General features: G+C 41.9%; 14 protein-coding genes and 2 pseudogenes. 14 read left to right on the forward strand and 2 right to left on the reverse strand.

The annotated features are described in order from the left end of the window. Positions 1–15 precede the first annotated feature (15 nt). Positions 16–1,341: an alginate export family protein gene (locus BC751_RS16950; protein ID WP_130276681.1), complete on the forward strand. Its 1,326-nt coding sequence runs from the start codon at positions 16–18 to the stop codon at positions 1,339–1,341. Between the two features lie 2 nt (positions 1,342–1,343). Beyond that, positions 1,344–4,508 carry a cytochrome c biogenesis protein CcsA gene (locus BC751_RS16955; RefSeq protein ID WP_130277619.1) on the forward strand — a complete coding sequence of 1,055 codons (3,165 nt, stop codon included), beginning with the start codon at positions 1,344–1,346 and terminating at the stop codon, positions 4,506–4,508. On the opposite strand, the gene BC751_RS16960 is transcribed toward BC751_RS16955, so the two are convergent. Further along, entirely contained in the window at positions 4,505–4,942 is a 438-nt protein-coding gene (locus BC751_RS16960; RefSeq protein ID WP_130276682.1) for an RrF2 family transcriptional regulator, read from the reverse strand. The two genes, BC751_RS16955 and BC751_RS16960, sit on opposite strands and share 4 nt — an antisense overlap. A 178-nt stretch (positions 4,943–5,120) precedes the next feature. Between BC751_RS16960 and BC751_RS16965 the strand changes: the two genes are divergently transcribed. The 12 genes and pseudogenes from BC751_RS16965 to BC751_RS17020 all read left to right on the forward strand — a co-directional run. Further along, positions 5,121–5,552, forward strand: a complete 432-nt coding sequence (locus tag BC751_RS16965; RefSeq protein WP_130276683.1) for an RrF2 family transcriptional regulator — start codon at positions 5,121–5,123, stop codon at positions 5,550–5,552. A 40-nt stretch (positions 5,553–5,592) separates the two neighbouring features. Then, positions 5,593–6,312 (forward strand): iron-sulfur cluster repair di-iron protein, encoded by a 720-nt coding sequence (gene ric, locus BC751_RS16970; protein ID WP_130276684.1) that lies wholly within the window; start codon positions 5,593–5,595, stop codon positions 6,310–6,312. Continuing rightward, the gene (locus BC751_RS16975; protein WP_242617511.1) at positions 6,305–8,137 is read left to right on the forward strand and encodes a c-type cytochrome; all 1,833 of its coding nucleotides are present in this window, start codon (positions 6,305–6,307) and stop codon (positions 8,135–8,137) included. Before ric ends, BC751_RS16975 begins: the two co-directional genes overlap by 8 nt. Before the next feature lie 22 nt (positions 8,138–8,159). Further along, entirely contained in the window at positions 8,160–10,124 is a 1,965-nt protein-coding gene (nosZ, locus tag BC751_RS16980) for a Sec-dependent nitrous-oxide reductase (protein WP_130276685.1), read from the forward strand. Between the two features lie 50 nt (positions 10,125–10,174). Continuing rightward, positions 10,175–10,765 carry a hypothetical protein gene (locus BC751_RS16985; protein WP_130276686.1) on the forward strand — a complete coding sequence of 197 codons (591 nt, stop codon included), beginning with the start codon at positions 10,175–10,177 and terminating at the stop codon, positions 10,763–10,765. Between the two features lie 51 nt (positions 10,766–10,816). Beyond that, positions 10,817–11,251, forward strand: a complete 435-nt coding sequence (locus BC751_RS16990; protein ID WP_130276687.1) for a nitrous oxide reductase accessory protein NosL — start codon at positions 10,817–10,819, stop codon at positions 11,249–11,251. Between the two features lie 59 nt (positions 11,252–11,310). After that, complete coding sequence (locus BC751_RS16995) at positions 11,311–12,555, forward strand: nitrous oxide reductase family maturation protein NosD (protein ID WP_130276688.1); 1,245 nt, start codon at positions 11,311–11,313, stop codon at positions 12,553–12,555. Then, entirely contained in the window at positions 12,530–13,273 is a 744-nt protein-coding gene (locus tag BC751_RS17000; protein ID WP_130276689.1) for an ABC transporter ATP-binding protein, read from the forward strand. Before BC751_RS16995 ends, BC751_RS17000 begins: the two co-directional genes overlap by 26 nt. After that, positions 13,266–14,033, forward strand: coding sequence for an ABC transporter permease subunit (locus BC751_RS17005; RefSeq protein ID WP_130276690.1), 768 nt, complete (start codon positions 13,266–13,268; stop codon positions 14,031–14,033). Before BC751_RS17000 ends, BC751_RS17005 begins: the two co-directional genes overlap by 8 nt. Before the next feature lie 178 nt (positions 14,034–14,211). Further along, positions 14,212–15,315, forward strand: a pseudogene (locus BC751_RS17010) (DUF7149 domain-containing protein); the annotation flags it as partial. Positions 15,316–15,355: 40 nt separating this feature from the next. After that, complete coding sequence (locus BC751_RS17015) at positions 15,356–16,576, forward strand: IS4 family transposase (RefSeq protein ID WP_242617437.1); 1,221 nt, start codon at positions 15,356–15,358, stop codon at positions 16,574–16,576. 66 nt (positions 16,577–16,642) lie between these two features. Beyond that, positions 16,643–17,320: pseudogene (locus BC751_RS17020) on the forward strand (type IIG restriction enzyme/methyltransferase); the annotation flags it as partial. Between the two features lie 13 nt (positions 17,321–17,333). Here BC751_RS17020 and BC751_RS17025 read toward each other — a convergent pair. Further along, on the reverse strand, positions 17,334–19,220 hold the full coding sequence (locus BC751_RS17025; RefSeq protein WP_242617492.1) for an IS1634 family transposase: 1,887 nt from the start codon (positions 19,218–19,220) through the stop codon (positions 17,334–17,336). Positions 19,221–19,244 lie beyond the last annotated feature (24 nt).

A 19,244-nucleotide genomic window follows, 5' to 3' on the forward strand; every position in this document is an offset into this window, starting at 1 on the left:
AGCACCCAGCACTATATGAAGAAGATACTTTTCACCTTTATCGGCCTGGCTTTCACTTTGGCTTGGAATCAAAGTTTTGGCCAGTTTAATTTAGACGGACAGATTTTACAACGGTCTGAATACCGCAATGGATTTAACCGCCTGATAGGAGAAGGGCAAGATCCCGCACTTTTCATTGCCCACAGGGCAAGACTACAGGCGCAGTACACCTTGGATAATCTGACATTTTATATGAGTGTCCAGGACGTCCGTGTATGGGGTAGTACCCCTCAGATCAAGACTACCGACAATTTTCTTTCCGTGCATGAGGCTTGGGCCCAATTGAAAATTGGAGAGTATTGGTCAGTCAAATTAGGCCGTCAGGAGCTGAACTATGATAATTTTAGATTTCTGGGAAATCTGGACTGGGCACTACAGGCGAGGGCACACGATTTTGCCCTTGCAAAATATGAAAAAGAAAACATGAAATTCCATTTCGGTGGCGCTTACAATCAGGCAAATCAAACCCTGACCGATCAACCCTTTCTGATCCCTAATCAGTACAAAATTGCCCAGATGGCGAGATATGAAAACAAATGGGGGAAAGTTTCCTTCTCTGCCTTATTCTGGAATGATGGCAGAGAATGGCAGAATTTTGATCCAAATGGAGTTTTAATAGACAAAGGTGTCAGGTATAGATCCACTTTGGGAATTCCTACGCTCAGGTATAATTCGGGGAATTCCCAGATTTCGGCTTTCTATTATCATCAGTTTGGAAAAGACATCTCAGGTAAAAACCTCAATGCCTACAACTTCAGTGTGGCTTATAACCATATTATCCCCGTGGACAGAGAAGCCGGAAAAATCTGGACCCTATCTTTGGGTACAGAACATATCAGTGGAACAAGTAATTTGGGAGAGGATGTAAACAGATCGTACAATCCATTATATGGTACCAACCACCTTTTCAATGGTTACATGGATTTCTTTTTTGTGGGCGGAGCACATTATGAATCCGTGGGTCTAGAAGACTATTTCCTGCGATCCAGATACGCATTCAATAAGAAGTTTTTCCTTCAAGGCGACTACCACTTATTTTATGCCCAAAACGATGTATTTCGATTAGGTCAGCCCGAAGCCCAGCTATTGGATAGTTACTTTGGTTCCGAACTTGATCTCACTTTCGGATGGATTGTCACAGATGCCTTTTCCATTCAGGGAGGCTACAGCCAATTTTTCCATACAGACACCTTTTCTTACCTAAAAGGAGTAAACAATGCGAAAAACACCCAAAACTGGGCATATTTGATGTTAATCTTTAGGCCCACAATGAAGAACAAATTCATAGGTATATTACTTTAATGATGAAGATTACCAAATTTCTGCTTTCGACCAGGGTAACCCTGATTTTAATGCTGTCCTATGCCATTGCTATGGGTGTAGCCACTTTTATCGAAAATGATCACGGCACTCCGGTCGCAAGAGGTTTGGTATATGATGCCTGGTGGTTTGAAATCATTCAGATATGGTTGGCACTCAACTTCCTTGCACATATCAGGCAATATAAACTCTTTCATCCTAACAGGTGGCCGGTTGGGCTCTTTCATTTGGCATTTGTAATCATTCTTATTGGGGCGGGTGTTACCAGATATTTCAGTCAGGAGGGCATGATGCATATACGGGAAGGTGAAGATCAAAGCATCTTCTTTACTACTGAAAAATACCTGCAGCTCAGAAACACCTCAAATGGACAATCCTTGGAAAAGCCACTTTTGCTTTTGCCAAAAAATTTCAAACCCAAATCCATCACAACAGAACTGGATGGCAATAGCTTCCAGATAGTTTTTGAAAACTACATTCAAGGGGCTACCGAAGCCTTCGAAGAAGGAGAGAACACCTATGTAGATATAGCCGTGGCGATGGGTTCTGGTAGGGAAGATTACCTTATAGATAATGGCCGTTTTATCCTAATGGGCTCATTGACCCTAAGTACCAAAAATGATCCGGAGCATCCAATAAGAATCTACAAGGAAGGAGAAGAATGGTGGATCAGCTCTGATATTACCCTTCTGATGATGGAAATGAGCAGTCAAAGGATGGGCAGCTTGCATGCAGGCGAGACTCAACCCCTTCAGCAGCGAACACTTTACCAATGGGATGAAGGAGCTTTCTTGGTGAAAAATGTCCAGGAAAATGCTAGAGTAATTTATGTGGCAGAACAGGATGAAAAGATCGCCAAAAATCTTTTGGATGTGGTACATTTCAAAGTTCTCGATAAAAATGGAAACCAGTTATCTGAAGCCTATGCCAAAATGGTGAGTCTCAATCCAAACTGGTCCCATTTTTCTTATGGAGGCCAAACTTACAGCATTACTTATGGGCCTAAGGCCATCACCCTGCCCTACTCACTCTACTTAAGTAAATTCGATCTTGAAAGGTATCCTGGAAGTCAAAGCCCCTCCAGCTATGCAAGCGAAGTAATGGTCATGGATGGGGAGGAAGAATTCCCATATAGGATTTTTATGAACAATGTACTGGATTATAGAGGATACCGCTTTTATCAATCTTCCTATGACACGGATGAAAAAGGCACCATCCTTTCCATCAATCAGGACAGACCAGGTACTTACATCACCTACCTTGGATACACTTTGCTTACAATCGGAATGTTTTTAACCCTTTTTGCAAGGGGAAGCAGATTCAATATCCTCAATAAAAAGGTAGCAAAAAGCAGGGAAAAGAGCCTGAAGGAAGAGGAAAAAAGCGCCATGCTCCAACCTTTGGTTTTTGCTTCCATCACCCTGATTGTGCTGATTTTCTCCTGGGGCATGATGAAGCCAAAGGATACTGAAAAAGGATTTTGGATCCCCAGATCCCATGCTGATGCCTATGGCCGGTTGATTGTTCAGGACCTCGATGGCCGTATGAAACCCCTGAATACCTTGGCAAATGAAATTGTCAGGAAAATTTCAGGTAAATCTTATATGGAACTTACCCTCGGGGAGGAAAGCATCAGGCTCAGCCCCGAACAATTCTTATTGGCCCTTCAAATGGATCCACAAGGTTTCAGTGAGCGTCCTTTTATCAAAATTAACCAAGAAAAATCCCTCAGGGTATTTGATGCATTAGGAATCCAAGCGACAAATAAACTGAGCTTTATGGATTTTTTGGATGAGGAAGGACAGTATAAAATCCAACATTTGGTGGAAGAAGCCAACTTACTGAAACCCTCACAGAGAAATGAAGGCCACAATGAAATACTCAAGACTGATGAACGCTTCAACATCTTTTATGGACTGCTCACAGGAGATTTCCTGAGACTTTTTCCTAACAGATGGGATGCCAACCACAGCTGGTTTACTGGCCAACAATTCATGCAGGGTTTTGATGAAGAAGATGCAATATTTGTCAAAAACATCAGCCCTCTTTACTTCCAAGCTATCCAAAAAGGAATAGAATCCGGAAATTGGGAAGAAGCAGAGGAAACGCTAGGCTATATTTCCCTTTACCAGCAAAAAGCAGGCGAAGAGGTTTATCCAAGTCAAACTCACATTCAGGCAGAATTACTCTATACCAAACTAAACCTGGGGACGCGTCTTTTTGCACCCTTCTGGATCCTTGGTGTTTTCTTATTGGTATTAGCCATTTGGATGTTATTTAAAAACAAGCCCTTACTTGAAAAATTCTGGCGTTTCGGAGTGTGGTTAAGTTGGACCGGTTTTTTGGTGTTCAGTTTTCATTTGGGCTTACGCTGGTACATTGCCAAGCATCCACCCTGGAGTGATGGTTTCGAAATGTTGGTTTTCGTGGCCTGGGGTGTCTTATTGTTTGGTTTACTCTTTGCCAAAAAATCCAAATTTACAGTTCCCCTGGGCTTAATTTTCGCAGGAACCTTGTTATTTGTGGGCTTTTTGGATTGGTTGAATCCGGAAATCACCAATCTGATGCCTGTCTTACATTCCTACTGGCTTAAAATCCATGTGGCCATCATCGTGAGTGGATATGCGCCTTTGGCGCTGTCTGCTATCATTGGATTGCTTTGTTTGATTTTCTTGATCTTCAAACCGCAAGCAGCTAAAAAAAGCTGGTTTTCCAATATCAGGGAACTTCAAATTGTCAATGAAATGTCTATTACGATCGGGTTGTTCTTACTGACCATAGGAACTTTCCTAGGGGGCGTTTGGGCTAATGAGAGCTGGGGTAGGTATTGGGCATGGGACCCAAAAGAAACTTGGGCTTTAATTTCGATTATTGTCTATGCTATTGTCTTACACATTCGATTGGTTCCAACCCTTAAAAGCAGCCTTTTGTATAACATTGCCAGTCTTTGGGCATTCGGGGCTATCATCATGACTTCTTTTGGTGTCAATTACTACCTATCAGGATTACACTCTTATGCCAAAGGTGATCCTGTGCCTGTTCCTATCTGGGTATATTGGACAGTGTTCGTGCTCTTGGCCATAACCTTTGTAGCCGTCCTGAAATTCAAAAAAATGAATGAGGAGGAAAAAAGAGCCTTGCTGGTTTAGACAAACCTGGCCAGCACAGTGTCTCCACTTTCTACTTCTTCGGCTAGCTGTTTCAAACTCTTGGCTGTCAACATATGAAGGATATGGGTCCTGACCACTTTGACTTCATTATGTAAAGGACAGGGATTGGTTTCAGAGCATTGGCTCAAACCGAGGCTACAACCTTCAAAGAGACTTGGTCCATCGATGGCCACCACCAGATCTTTCAGAGTGAAATTCTCATGCGCTTTGTCCACATAAAAACCTCCTGTGGGCCCTTTCATGGAACCGATGATCTTTTTCCTTACCAGTTCCTGAAGGATTTTGGCTGTAAATGGCTCCGGCGCATCCACATGCTCTGCTATCTCCCTCGCCCCCACTTTGTTTCCCTTGAGACTTTGTTTCCAAATGTAGATGACTGACCTGATTCCGTATTGACAAGCTTTGGAGAACATGACTGAATATTAGCTATTTAAAATTACTGGCTTTCATATGTTGCGGCAATTTATCGCTAATGGCGGTTAAATGAAAGATATTCTCGTCCTTTTATCCGGGAAAAAATCTAAAAAAATATTAAAGGATATTTTTATCCTTAATACAAAAAGGATATATTTGTCCTGTAATCATTGACCAATGTTCTCCAAAGCCTGTAAATATGCCATCAATGCCATGATCTATGTGGCCACCCTGCCCAAGGATACCGAAAGGGCAGGATTGAAGCATATTTCAAAAGCGATCAATTCACCTGAAGCCTTTACTGCCAAAATTTTGCAGAGTTTGGTAAAAGATGATTTGTTAAGCTCCTCCAAAGGCCCACATGGAGGATTTGCACTCAACGGAAAGCCGGAAGATATCTTCCTTTCCCAAATTGTACAGGCAATTGATGGTGATTCTCTTTTTGTGGGTTGTGCATTGGGCTTTGAAAACTGCTCTGAAAGTCACCCCTGCCCTGTCCATCATAAGTTTAAGGCCATAAGGGACCACCTTACAGGTATGCTCCTGACTACCAGCCTCAAAGATGTAGCAGAAAGGGTGAATATCGGAATCAGTTTCCTGAAGTATTAAAAAAATTTAAGTTAATAAAGGACAAAAATATCTTTAAATCATGAAAAGTCTAGCTGAAAGAAAAGTAGGAAAAATTGTCGCAGATAATTTCAAAACTGCCAAGGTATTTACAAAGTATGGAATTGATTTTTGCTGCAAAGGGGCCATTCCACTCCAAGAAGCCTGTGAAATCAACAGCGTTTCCTTAAAGCAGATTACCGATGAATTAAATGCTGTGCTAAAGGAAGAGTCGCTATCAGGTTATAAAGATTTCAACCTTTCTGAACTGATTGACCATATTACCTACACCCATCACCAATATGTAGAAAATACCATTCCTCCTTTGAAGGCCTATTTATTGAAGTTGGCAACGGTACATGGAGACAGACATCCTGAGTTACTGGAAATCAGGGACTTATTTATGGAAGCTGCCGATGCCCTAACTGCCCATATGAAAAAAGAGGAGTTGATTCTCTTTCCTTACATCAAAGCAATGGAGGAGGCTGACCGGTCGCACTTTACCCTTTCTGTTCCCCATTTTGGGCATGTCAAAAACCCCATAATCATGATGGAAGACGACCATGATTCAGAAGGAGAAAGGTTCAGAAAAATCTCAAAATTAAGCGATTCCTATACCACTCCGGCAGATGGCTGCCAGACTTACAAAGTAGCTTATGCCATGCTTAAAGAATTTGAAGAGGACCTGCATACGCATATCCATTTGGAAAATAATATCCTGTTTCCTAAGGGTATTTCACTGTTTGAAAAATTGAATGCCTGATACCATGCATGTCTCCCAATTCCATATCGAATACCGCCAAGAAAATCCCAACTGGAAGAGTTCATTGTCCCTCTATTGGATGCGATGGGCAGTATTCTTTTTCTTTACGGCATCCTTATTTGGACTGCTTTTAAGGTATTTTTTTGTGGGAGGAGCAGGCATCTTTGAATACAAACATGTCCTCCATGCCCATTCCCATGTTGCTTTGTTAGGATGGGGTTTTCTGCTGGTTGGAGGCACCATCGTCTTTACCTTTGTTAAAGGTCAGGAAAGGCTACGGTCTTACAAAAAATTCCTGATCGCTTTTGTTATTACAACCATTGGGATGATAATCAGTTTCCCTGTTCAGGGTTACGGACTGTTCAGCATATTCTTTTCCACCGTTCATTTGTTGGTCAGCTACTTTTTTGCTTTCCAATTATTCAAAGACCTGTCTAAATATTCAAACGGTACAGCAATACGACTGGTCCGATTTGCCATTATCTGGATGTTGGTATCAAGTATAGGATTATGGGCGATCGCACCTGCAGGAGCCTTCCTTGGAAAAATTCATCCGCTGTACTTCCTAAGTGTTCAGTGGTTCCTCCACTTCCAAATGAACGGATGGTTTATTTACGCCATTTTGGGAATTCTGTCTTTTTTACTGGAATCCAACGGCCGGTCAATCCAGATGAGCAATTTGAAACTTGGCTTATTGCATCTTTCATTACTGCTAACTTTTGCCCTACCTGCCTCTTGGAGCTACAATTTCCGTTTTTTATTGTATATCAATGCTATAGGGGTTCTTATTCAGGCATTTGCCTATGCTTGCTTCTTGCTTCCCTGCATCGCTCAGGCTTTTCCCAAATTGAAAATTCCATCCGGCTGGATCAACAAAGTGATATATGTTGGAACTATCAGCTTGCTGTTGAAAGCCTTGATCCAGATTGCCCTTATTATTCCAGAGGCAGCGACCATATCCTATACCATAAGAATGTATGTCATAGGGTTTATTCACCTCTTGATGCTGGGGGCCATCACCTTCGGAATGGGAGGTTTTGTTATCAAAAGTAAGGGATTACCGGAAAATAAACTAAGCAAATGGGGCTGGATCATTTTGATCATCGCCTTCGTTTCGACAGAATTCTTGCTATTTGGGCAGGGCACTTTAATATGGGCAAAACTGGGATTCATTCCCCATTATCACCTCTTGCTCTTCCTAACGTCCATACTGTTTCCTATGGCCCTGCTCATGATACTATTGAGCCTGTTCCAAAGAGAGGCCTTATACCCTGTGCGGATTACCGTCATCAAAGAAAATATAACCCAAATTTTAATAAACAATCAAGCTATGAAAAAAACAATGATGATGTCTTTGGGAGCAATTTTTCTCCTATTGGCAAGTTGCGGAAGCGGGAGTGAATCCAATAAAGGAACCTATACCCCCCCTTCTCCAAACTCAAAAGAAAAAACTGCAGACCCTAAAGGTATCGGAGAAATCCGAAATGTGGACCTGGGCAATGGAATAGATGAAGCTATGGCCAATAAAGGAAAAGCCATCTTGGATATGAAGTGTACTGCCTGTCATCAATTGAATGACAAAAGAGTAGTTGGGCCTGGCTTCCAGGGAATCACCAACAGAAGAAGACCGGAGTGGATCATGAATATGATCACCAATGTCGATGTCATGTTAGAGGAAGACCCTGTTGCTCAGGCGCTCTTGGAAGAATGTCTTACCAGAATGCCCAATCAAAATATTTCGATCGGAGATTCAAGGGACATCCTGGAATTTCTAAGGAAAAATGACTTTGAAAAAACCGGTGGCATGGACGCTGCTGCAAAATAAACAATCCAAAACCCCAAATAAAATGAAAACAAAATTATGGTTACTGGCAGGAGCCGCTGTAGCAATGGCTCTAGCCCATGGGTGTAAACCTAAAGGAGCCCAATCTGCGCTCTCAGGTGATGCAGCCAGTAAAGTTTATATCGCCCCGGGCCAACATGATGAATTTTACAACATCATTTCCGGTGGGTTCAACGGACAAATGTCTGTAGTTGGTCTGCCTTCTGGCAGGGTATTTAAAATTTTACCGGTATTTTCCGTCCATCCTGAAAATGGATGGGGATTCTCGGAAGAAAGTAAGCCTATGTTGAACACCTCCCATGGCTTCGTGCCTTGGGATGACCTGCATCATATCGCCATTTCTACGACCAATGCAGAACATGATGCGAGATGGGCTTTTGGAAATGCCAACAATACACCAAGAATAGCCAGGGTGGATTTGACCACTTTCAAAACAGTGGAGATTATCGAAATACCTAACTCAGGCGGTAACCACTCCTCCCCCTTCATTACTGAAAATACAGAGTATGTAGTAGCGGGCACCAGGTTTTCTGTCCCTACAGGAGATGAAGCCAATAGAGATGTTCCTATCGATACCTACAAGGAGAATTTTAGAGGTACCATTTCTTTTATTTCCGTTGACAAAGATCATGGAGACATGGAAATCGCTTTCCAGCTGGAAGCGCCTCCCTTCAATTTTGACCTGGCAAGAGCAGGCAAGAAAAAATCCCATGGCTGGTTCTTCTTCTCTACCTACAACACTGAGATGGCCCATACCCTACTGGAAGTCAATGCTTCACAAAAAGACAAGGACTTTATCATGGCTGTAAACTGGAAAAAGGCAGAGGAATATATCAAACAGGGAAAAGGTAAAAAAGTCAAAGCCAAATATGCCCATAACAAATGGAGTGAAGACACCCACATGGCCACTTCCGTCATCAAAGATGAAGTATTGTCGTTGGATCCAAGAGAGTTGAAAGACATCATCTATTTCATTCCCTGTCCAAAATCCCCACATGGTACCGATACAGATCCAACAGGAGAGTATATCGTAGGTTCTGGTAAACTCGCCGCCATCATTCCGGTATTCTCTTTCACCAAAATGCTGAAAGCGATCGAAAATCAGGATTTTGAAGGTTCTGTAGATGGTATGCCTGTATTGAGATACGAATCTGTATTACATGGTGAAGTGGAAAAACCAGGTTTAGGACCACTTCACACTGAGTTTGACGGCAGAGGAAATGCCTACACTTCCTTCTTCGTTTCCTCTGAAGTGGTAAAATGGAACATCGAAACCTTGCAGGTATTGGACAGGGTACCCACTTACTACTCTGTTGGTCACTTGATGATCCCTGGAGGACCTACCGGAAAACCTCATGGCAAATACCTGGTGGCATACAACAAAATCACCAAAGACAGGTACCTGCCTACCGGACCGGAATTGGCTCACTCAGCACAGCTTTATGATATCTCCGGTGATAAAATGCAACTTTTGCTGGACTTCCCTACCATAGGTGAACCGCACTATGCAGAGGCTTTCCCAGCTTCCCTGATCAAAGACAAGCAGGTGAAATTCTATCCATTGGAGAAAAACAATCACCCAAGAGTCCTAAAAGGCATCAATGATGCCAGAGTGGAAAGAGAAGGCAATAAAGTTCACGTTTACATGACTACCATCAGGTCCAACTTTAGACCGGACAATATCGAGGGTATCCGTGTAGGTGATGAGGTTTACTTCCACGTGACCAACTTGGAGCAAGACTGGGACGTGCCACACGGATTTGCGGTCAAAGGAGCCAATACGGCTGAACTATTGGTCATGCCAGGTGAAACATCCACTTTGAAGTGGGTACCTGACAGAGTAGGTGTGTTCCCATTCTATTGTACAGACTTCTGTTCCGCCCTTCACCAGGAAATGCAAGGGTATATCAGGGTCTCTCCTGCAGGAAGCAACGTACCGCTCAAATACAGTACCGGTGTAGCTGAATAGTTGTTACCCCTACCGCTGGCCTCGTGCCAGCGGTACCTTACTCCAACAAAATGAAAAATATTAGCTCAGTTAACCGGATTCTAATCGCAATATGTGCGGCGCTGATGATTTCAGCTTATTTTACTCCTTTGTGGCAGATCAGTCTTTGGGCACCCCAGTATCCTGAAGGGCTCAATATGAAAATCTGGATCGACCGGTTGAGCGGTGATGTGGACATCATCAATGGCGTGAACCATTATATTGGGATGAAGCACATTGGGGTCGAAATGTTTCCGGAATTTACCTATTTGATCTATATATTTGGATTCATCATAGGTTTTGGTTTCCTGGCTGCAATAATTGGCAAAAGATGGTCTTTATACGCCTTCTTTGCTATGATTGCGCTTTTAGGAATAGGAGTCCTGGTGGATATGTACCTCTGGGGATATGACTATGGACACAATCTAGATCCAACTGCTGCGATAAAAGTACCCGGAATGGCCTACCAGCCTCCTTTGGTGGGTTATAAAGAATTATTGAACTTCCTCGCTTATTCAGGTCCTGATACCGGAGGTTGGATACTGGCCGTCGCAGGTTCTGTGATGCTCTATGCAGTGATTACAGAAATTCTAAAAAGTAAAAAGGAAAAAGTATTGGCTTGAAAATTCAATGCCCTACCGACCAAAGACCACAACTAATTAAATCCCAACACCATGAAAACACATTTGTTGCTACTGATTTCCCTTCTTGTCCTAGCTGCCTGCAGTACTGAACCCCGGGCTATCAATTACGGAGAAGATGTCTGTCATCATTGTAAAATGAAACTGATGGATCCGCATTACGGAGCAGAGGTAGTCACCAAAAAAGGAAAAATATACATCTTCGATGATGTCAACTGCCTCATGTCATTTTTAGAATCTGAAGAAATAAATGAAGAAAGCATACAACACCTGCTCATCACTGATTACGAAAATCCTGAGACTTTGACTGATGCCACCTTGGCATTCTATCTAAAGTCTGAGCAGTTCAAAACACCCATGGCCAGTCAGATAGTGGCATTTTCAGATTATGAAACCCTGAAAACTTACAAGGCCAAAAACGGAGGTGTTTATATGGCCTGGGGCGAATTGGTTACCCAGTTCAAATAAACCTCAGCCGGCCCTAGAGCTTTAATAGATTAAGGAGATTGGCCAAAAACACAACAACCATGAAAACAACACACATCATCTTGGTCCAGCTTTTGATCTGGTTTATACCTGCACAAGCTGCCATTATAGAATTGAAACCCGGAGACTCTATCCAAGAAGCTGTCAATCAGGCAAAAGATGGAGATACCTTGAAACTTTTGCCGGGAATTTACCAAGAACACGAGATCATCATCAGAAAGCCCTTGATCCTTATTGGGGTGGATTTTCCGACCATAGATGCGATGGATAAAGGCAATGTGCTCATCATTGCCGCAGAGAATGTACATATTGAAGGACTTAGGATCATCAACACCGGCAAATCCAATCTGGATGATTCGGCGGGAATCAAATTTTTCGATTCCATAAACTGTTCTGTCGTCAATAACCTACTTGAACAAACCTTCTTCGGCCTTCACTTTTCCAATTCCTCCAACCTGACCATCAAAAACAATAAGCTTATATCCAAAGCGGAAAGGGAATTTCAGACAGGAAACGGTATCCATCTTTGGAAGTGCAAGGATTCTTTTATCGAAAACAATTTCATTCAGGGACATAGGGATGGCATCTATTTGGAATTTGTTACCAACACAGAAAGCAATCATAACATGGTGCTGGAAAACAAGAGGTATGGTCTGCATTTTATGTTTTCCCATGATAACAGCTATTACAAAAACACTTTTAAAAGAAATGGCGCTGGTGTCGCTGTGATGTACACCAGGAATGTCCTGATGAAGGAGAACATTTTCGAAGAAAACTGGGGCGCCAGTGCCTATGGCATCCTGCTCAAAGACATTACAGATTCCGAGGTGGTTGGAAATATTTTCAGAAAAAACACCATTGGCATCTATATGGAAGGAAGCAGCAGGACCCTGTTTCAGGAAAACGAATTCAATCAAAATGGCTGGGCTTTGAAATTAATGGCCAGCTGCGATCAGAATACCTTTGAAGCAAACAACTTCATAGGAAATACCTTCGATATCAGCACCAATGGCTCTGTGGTATTGAATACCCTGACCAAAAATTATTGGGACAAGTACGAAGGTTATGACCTTAATAAAGACAGAATAGGCGATATTCCTTACAGGCCCATCAACCTGTTCAGTGTAATTGTAGAAAAAATACCTTCTGCAGTAATCCTTTGGAGAAGTTTTCTGGTGACCCTACTGGATAGAATGGAAAAAGTAATTCCCTCTATTACTCCGGAAAACATGATTGACAATTCACCTAAAATGAATCCCTATGATTTCCGTACAGCAAATTCATAAAAAATTCGGCAAACTGGAGGTTTTGAAAGACTTCAACCTGGAGTTTGAAGCAGGAAACAGCTATGCCCTCATGGGGCCTAACGGTTCCGGAAAAACCACCTTGATCAAGATCATATTAGGAATGGTCATACCCAATGCAGGAGACGTCTTGGTACAGGGAGAAGCTATCAATGGAAGCTATGCTTACCGATCAAAAATCGGTTATATGCCACAGATAGGCAGGTATCCTGAGAACATCAAAATAGGACAGGTTTTCTCCATGATGCAGGACATACGACCTGAAATCAAAGCCTATGATTTGGAATTGGTCAATGATTTTGGATTGAACGAAATGCTGGACAAACCCATGCACACACTTAGTGGAGGGACCAGACAAAAAGTAAGTGCCGCATTGGCTTTTATGTTCCAACCGGACATCCTCATCCTGGATGAGCCTACGGCAGGCCTAGATCCAATAGCGGTAGAACTGCTGAAAAACAAAATCAAAAGGGAACGTGAAAAAGGCAAACTGATCATCATCACTTCCCATATCCTGAGCGAATTGGAAGAATTGACCAATCATGCGATTTATATCTTTGAAGGAGATGTGTTTTTCAATGATACAGTGGACAGTCTCAAAGAAATCACAGGAGAAAACCGATTCTCCACTGCCATTGCCAGGCTGATGGAATGGAGTTTAAAAAAAAACACCAAAAAAACTGAAATGAGCCATGCTTAAGCTATTGAAATATTCCCTTTTGGACATCGTAAAGTCAAGGTTTGCCCTCCTTTACACCCTGTTCTTAATACTCGTCGCCATATCCATCTATCAGGTTTCTGAGGATATGAGCAAGGTATCCCTGAGTTTGTTGAACATCATGCTGATGATTGTGCCGTTGATTGCTGCCATTTTCGCTACCACACATTTCTTCAACAACCTGGAATTTACAGAATTGATGCTTGCACAGCCGGTCAAAAGAAGAGATGTTTTTCTCAGCCAAATTCTGGCGGTGATCATGGTACTGAGTTTGGCCATCATCATAGGCTTTGGGATTCCCATGATACTTTGGGGGGCAGATGTTACTGTTCTGACCCTTCTGGGTATAGGGATCGGGCTAAGTATTGTCTTTGCAGGATTGGCATTTATGGCTTCTGTGATGACCAGGGACAAGGCCAAGGCAATTGGCATCAGTTTGTCGTTTTGGATTTATTTCTCTTTGGTCTATGATGGTTTCGTACTGTATCTGATTTATTCCCTTTCAGATTATCCCTTGGAAAAGACCACTTTGGGTTTGGTGTTTTTCAATCCGGTGGACTTGGGCAGGATCATCATGCTGATGCAACTGGATATTTCAGCCCTGATGGGTTATACCGGGGCATTTTTCCAGCAGTTTTTTGGCTCTGCCAAAGGCATCTTGATGTCCTCCGCCATGATGCTGATCTGGATGCTCTGGCCTTTGGGGGTCGCTATGCGCGTGTTCAGGAAAAAAGATTTCTAGCATTATCCCTTATTGACTAACAGGATTTACTACCGAGCTTTTAATAATGTCCGGTTTTTTTCGGACATTTTTTGTCAATACCTGACCAAAAAACTAAAGTACTAATCTTTTTATATTGCAAATACGGCCTAAAACAAGGAAATTGGTTGTTAGAATTTTTCAATAACAAATCAGGGAAATGAACCATAAATTTCTTAAACCAAGGCAGGCATTAAATAAGGCATTTTTAAAAGTAAAACCTGTTAGGACCCAAATTGAGGTATTCAAAGATAATTTGATTCGATTGCTGGATCAGATCAATGAAAAAGAGTCAGAGGAGTTTCACAAAAACATTGTCTCTGACTTTCTCAAAAGAACTTATTATGAGCCTGATTTCTCCATAAATACCAAGGGTAGAAATGATATGGTGATCCATAATGGTAAAGATGGAAAGAGTTCCGTAGGGGTTATCATAGAGACCAAAAAACCTACAAACAAGGCAGAAATGCTTTCTCTTTCCCCTGAAGCTAATACTATCAAAAGTCTTAACGTTAAATCCTTTCAAGAACTGGTTCTATACTTTTTAAGGGAGCGAATCACTCAGAATAACTTAGAGCTCAAATACCTGGTAGTGACCAATATCTATGAATGGTTTGTGTTTGATGCATCAGTATTTGAAAAAGCCTTTGCCCAAAATAAAACCTTGGTGAAGGACTTTAAGGCCTTTGAAGCAGGGAGCTTGTCTGGTACGACTACTGACTTTTTCTACAAGGAAATTGCAGCTCGGGATATTGATAAACTGGAAGGTGAATTACCTTTTACTTATTTTGACCTTAGGACATACGACAAACCGCTTCGCAATGCAGATAAAAAGGATGATGTCAAGCTGATAGCGCTTTTCAAATTGCTCTCGCCACAACATTTATTGAAACTGCCATTTACCAATGATAGCAATAGCTTAGACAGACGGTTTTATAGTGAACTTTTACACATCATTGGATTAAGTGAAACCAAAGATGGAGGCAAAAAACTAATCGGAAGAAGTAAAGAAGCAGAAAGGAACGCAGGTTCCATTCTCGAAAATGCCATTATTGAACTGGATAGCTTGGATAAAATCAGTCGCCTTCAAAAGCCCAGTCAATACGGCGATACTCATGAAGAAAGACTATTCAATGTGGCTCTCGAACTCAGTATCACATGGATCAATAGAATTCTTTTCCTAAAGTTACTAGAAGCACAACTACTGACCTATCACAAAGGAGACAAGTCTTATGCATTCCTTAATTTAGAAAAAATCAATAGCGTCCTAAATAAAAAATGAGAGGTCTGAATTTTTGCCCAAAATGTGTATTTTGGGTTTGCACCAAAAACAAAGACCTCTCATGTGTAATATTACATTGTTTTCACAGATTATTAAAAAGATTGACCGTTCAACTTTCAAAAAACTGGTTCAAGATAAGCAGACAGATAAAGGTTGTAAAGGTTTTGATAGCTGGACACATCTAGTATCAATGCTTTTCTGTCATTTTGCAAAAAGCACATCGGTAAGAGATATATCCAATGGTCTTCGTTCAGCTACGGGGAACCTAAACCATCTTGGGATTTCAAAGGCTCCTTCCAAGTCAAGTATCAGCTATCAGAACAAGCGGAGAGATGCTGATCTTTTTAAAGACCTTTATTATTCTCTTTTGGGAAGTTTAGGACAGCAGGCATCACTCAGGCGTGTCAAACTTAAAATCAAGGTGCCAGTATATCTTTTAGATGCAACAGTCATAAGCCTTTGCCTTTCTGTCTTCGACTGGGCCACATTCCGCACTAAAAAGGGCGCTGTTAAGATGCATACCCTGTTAGATTATGATGGTAAACTTCCTGCTTATGTGAACATTACAGAAGGAAGCGTAGCGGATAATAAAGGTGCTTACAATATACCTTTGGAAAAAGGTTCTGTTATCGTCGCAGACAGGTACTACAATGACTTTCCGATGCTAAATATTTGGGACAGCAAAGGGGTATTCTTTGTCATAAGGCATAAGGACAACCTGGCTTACACCGTGATCAGCGAACGGGAACTGCCAGAAAAAATGGCACAGCATGTTCTAATTGACCAAGAAATAGAACTGACCAACCCACAGTCTAAGACTAAGTATCCTAAAAAACTCAGAAGAGTGGCAGTCTGGGACGAGAAAAACCAACAGACCATAGAAATCATCACCAACAACTTCACCTGGGCAGCACAGACAATCGGAGACCTTTATAAATCAAGGTGGGAAATTGAAGTTTTTTTCAGGGATATTAAGCAGCTACTCCACATTAAGACATTCATTGGAACTTCAAAAAACGCAGTAATGATACAGATATGGACTGCCTTGATTACAATTTTACTGTTAAAAGCAATGAAAGCATCCGCAAAATACGGATGGCATCTGTCAAATCTAGTAGCATTTATCAGATTGAATATTTTCGTCAAAATTGAATTGCAAAATTGGCTGGACAGACCTTTTGAAGATCATGACAAACCCCCAAAATATAACCCACAGGGGGTTCTTTTTCCAGATTATAAATAAATCACTTCACAATTACCTCTAAGCTAATATTCTTAGAGAAGAAAAAATTATTTAGGACAGCATTGAGAAAAAATCAAGAATTATGATGACCTGAACAGTCTGTTCTTTAAAGTTTTGGCAAAAAAGCATAAGGATAGATCGGAAGAGGTCAAAAAGATTTTTGGGAATGTTCCCTATCTCAACAGCTCACTTTTTGAGCCGACAGATATGGAACATGATACCCTGTTTATTTCCAATCTTCGGGATGAAAAAGCCATACCCATCATTTCTTCTACGGTCCTAAAGAATGAACAAGGAAAAAGGCGTACTGGAAGCTTATCCACCTTGGAGTATTTGTTTGAATTCCTGAATGCCTACGATTTCAGCTCCGAAGGTTCAGAAGATATCCAAGAGGATAACAAAACCTTGATAAATGCCTCTGTTTTGGGCCTTATCTTCGAGAAAATCAATGGCTATAAGGATGGATCCATTTTCACACCCGGTTTCATTACCATGTACATGTGTGGAACCACCATTAGGAAGGCGGTGGTTCAAAAATTCAATGAAGCCAAAGGTTGGAATTGCCAAAGCTTCGAAGAACTGAAAGAGGATATTCAAGAAGAAATCCGGTCCGGAAATAGAAAGGAAGTCAGAAGAATTGCCAATCAAATTATCAATAGCCTTAAGATAGTGGACCCAGCGGTAGGTTCAGGGCATTTTTTGGTTTCTGCATTAAATGAGTTAATCGCAATCAAGAGCGAATTAACCCAGATTGCAGCTATCCGCCTGTAAGTAGCTGTAATCTGGGTATTTCTGTTTTTTTGAGTTCAAGTTTGTGTACTACGGATTTTCTTTTTGTAAACGGTTGGTATTTGGTCTGAAGGATGTCGTAGATTTCTTTTAGGTTTTTGTTTGGAACTGTACACTTGCGTGTGGTAATGACTTTATCATAGGTGTTTTTCCCTGAAGTAGTGATGGCCTTTTGTGTGTTTCCTATTCTCACTATTTCACCCCAGCAGCTTTTTATTCCCTTCTGCTTGAGCTGGTACCTCACTGTATTGACTATCCAATATGCAAGGATTCCCAGATGTAGATGTGCCATGGTGGCATCATCGTTTTTATGGTAAATCGGTCTAAGATCCAGATCGGTTTTTAGTGTACGGAAGGCATTCTCTATTTCCCTGATAGTGTTATAGATATTCCAGATGATGTACTCCTCCTGCACGTTCAGGTTTGTCCGTAAAAAATAGATGCCCAGATTATCAGCTTTTGCCTGCTCCCGTTCCGGGTTTTTCTTCCATGACATTGCTGTCGCCTGTTCTGTTTTAGGGTCACTTTCAACAGTGATCTCATAATAATACTGGACTGATGGATACTTTTCTTTGGCCCTCCCGATGCGCTGGTGGACTTTATCGGTTTTTTTCACTCCTCCCTTGCTGTTGAGGGCATGCTGTATTTTTTGCAGTTCCTGTTCAAACCTTTGTTCGAACTGTAGCTTCATGCCTTCCTCTTTCTTCTCTTTGGAAGGGCTTTTGACTTCCAAATAATAGTCTGTGTTTTTTTCTGTGGACACGGCTCTGAGTCTGATGTTCTGCTTTGATTTTGTTTCCAGCAGAGTTGTAAGCCTGTCGGGCACATAGCTATAATCCTTGAGTTTTGTCCTGCTTACACAGAGGTAGCTGTATCCTTTGCTCTGGATAAGATGCAGGTTTTCTTCGGTGGCTATGCCTGCATCGAGTACCACTACCGCAGGTCCTGTACAGGTGTGGACGGAAAGCTTTTCAATCATTGCAGCAAGTGTGTTGCAGTCTGCTATGTTTCCTTCCAGGATAGAGGAGTACTTGATAAACCCTTCCACATTCACTACCAGTGCCAGCACAACAAGTTTTGCGTCTTTTCTTTTTTCCTTGCTCCTCCCGTATTGTGCCAGCTTACTGTTCGGTTTTTCTCCCTCAAAGTAGGTGTTGGTCAGATCATAAAGGATGATCTTATCCTGTAGATCAAAGAGTTCATTGGTACGTTTGGAAAGGTGCTTTTCGAGTGAATCTTTGACTTTGTATAGCTCAAGCGCACTTTTGTACAGCTTGTCCTTGGTTATTTTATCCATATCATAGCCCGTAAGCTCACAGACTGCCGAGTTTTCCTTTATCCAACGGACAGTTTTGAGTTCGGAAGCGGGGTATACCGCACGGGATACAACCTGTGTGGCTGCAAGACTTGCATCTTCGGCGCTGAATCCCGCCGAAAGTAATAAAGGTGTAAGCTGCAGCTTCTCCCATGTCTGGAAAGCAATATTCTCTGCTCCTATTTCTCTGGCATTACTGTGCTGGATGGTATCCATATCCACCATCCGTGACAGTTGCTGTTCCGATTTGATATCCAGCTTCTTGGAAGACACGATCCGACTCCAGAAGTCTTCAACATAGCGTCTGACGATTGGATCTTCCTCCAGGTCAAAAAGAGAAGCCTTGTGCTCATACTTCTCAGTAAGGTGTTTCTGTATTTTGTTGAGCTGCTCGGGCGCAGCATCCTCCATGAAACCTATATTCAGGATAGTGCGATGACACACCCTGTTGTCAGCATTACGGTAACTTTCCACCAGCCGGTAGTATCCGCTGAGTCTTCCCGAATCGGGATGTTTACGTAAAGAGAACTTGAAATACATGGTGTAAAGTACTGGTATTGAACC

Source organism: Cecembia calidifontis (assembly GCF_004216715.1).
Classification (GTDB): domain Bacteria; phylum Bacteroidota; class Bacteroidia; order Cytophagales; family Cyclobacteriaceae; genus Cecembia_A; species Cecembia_A calidifontis.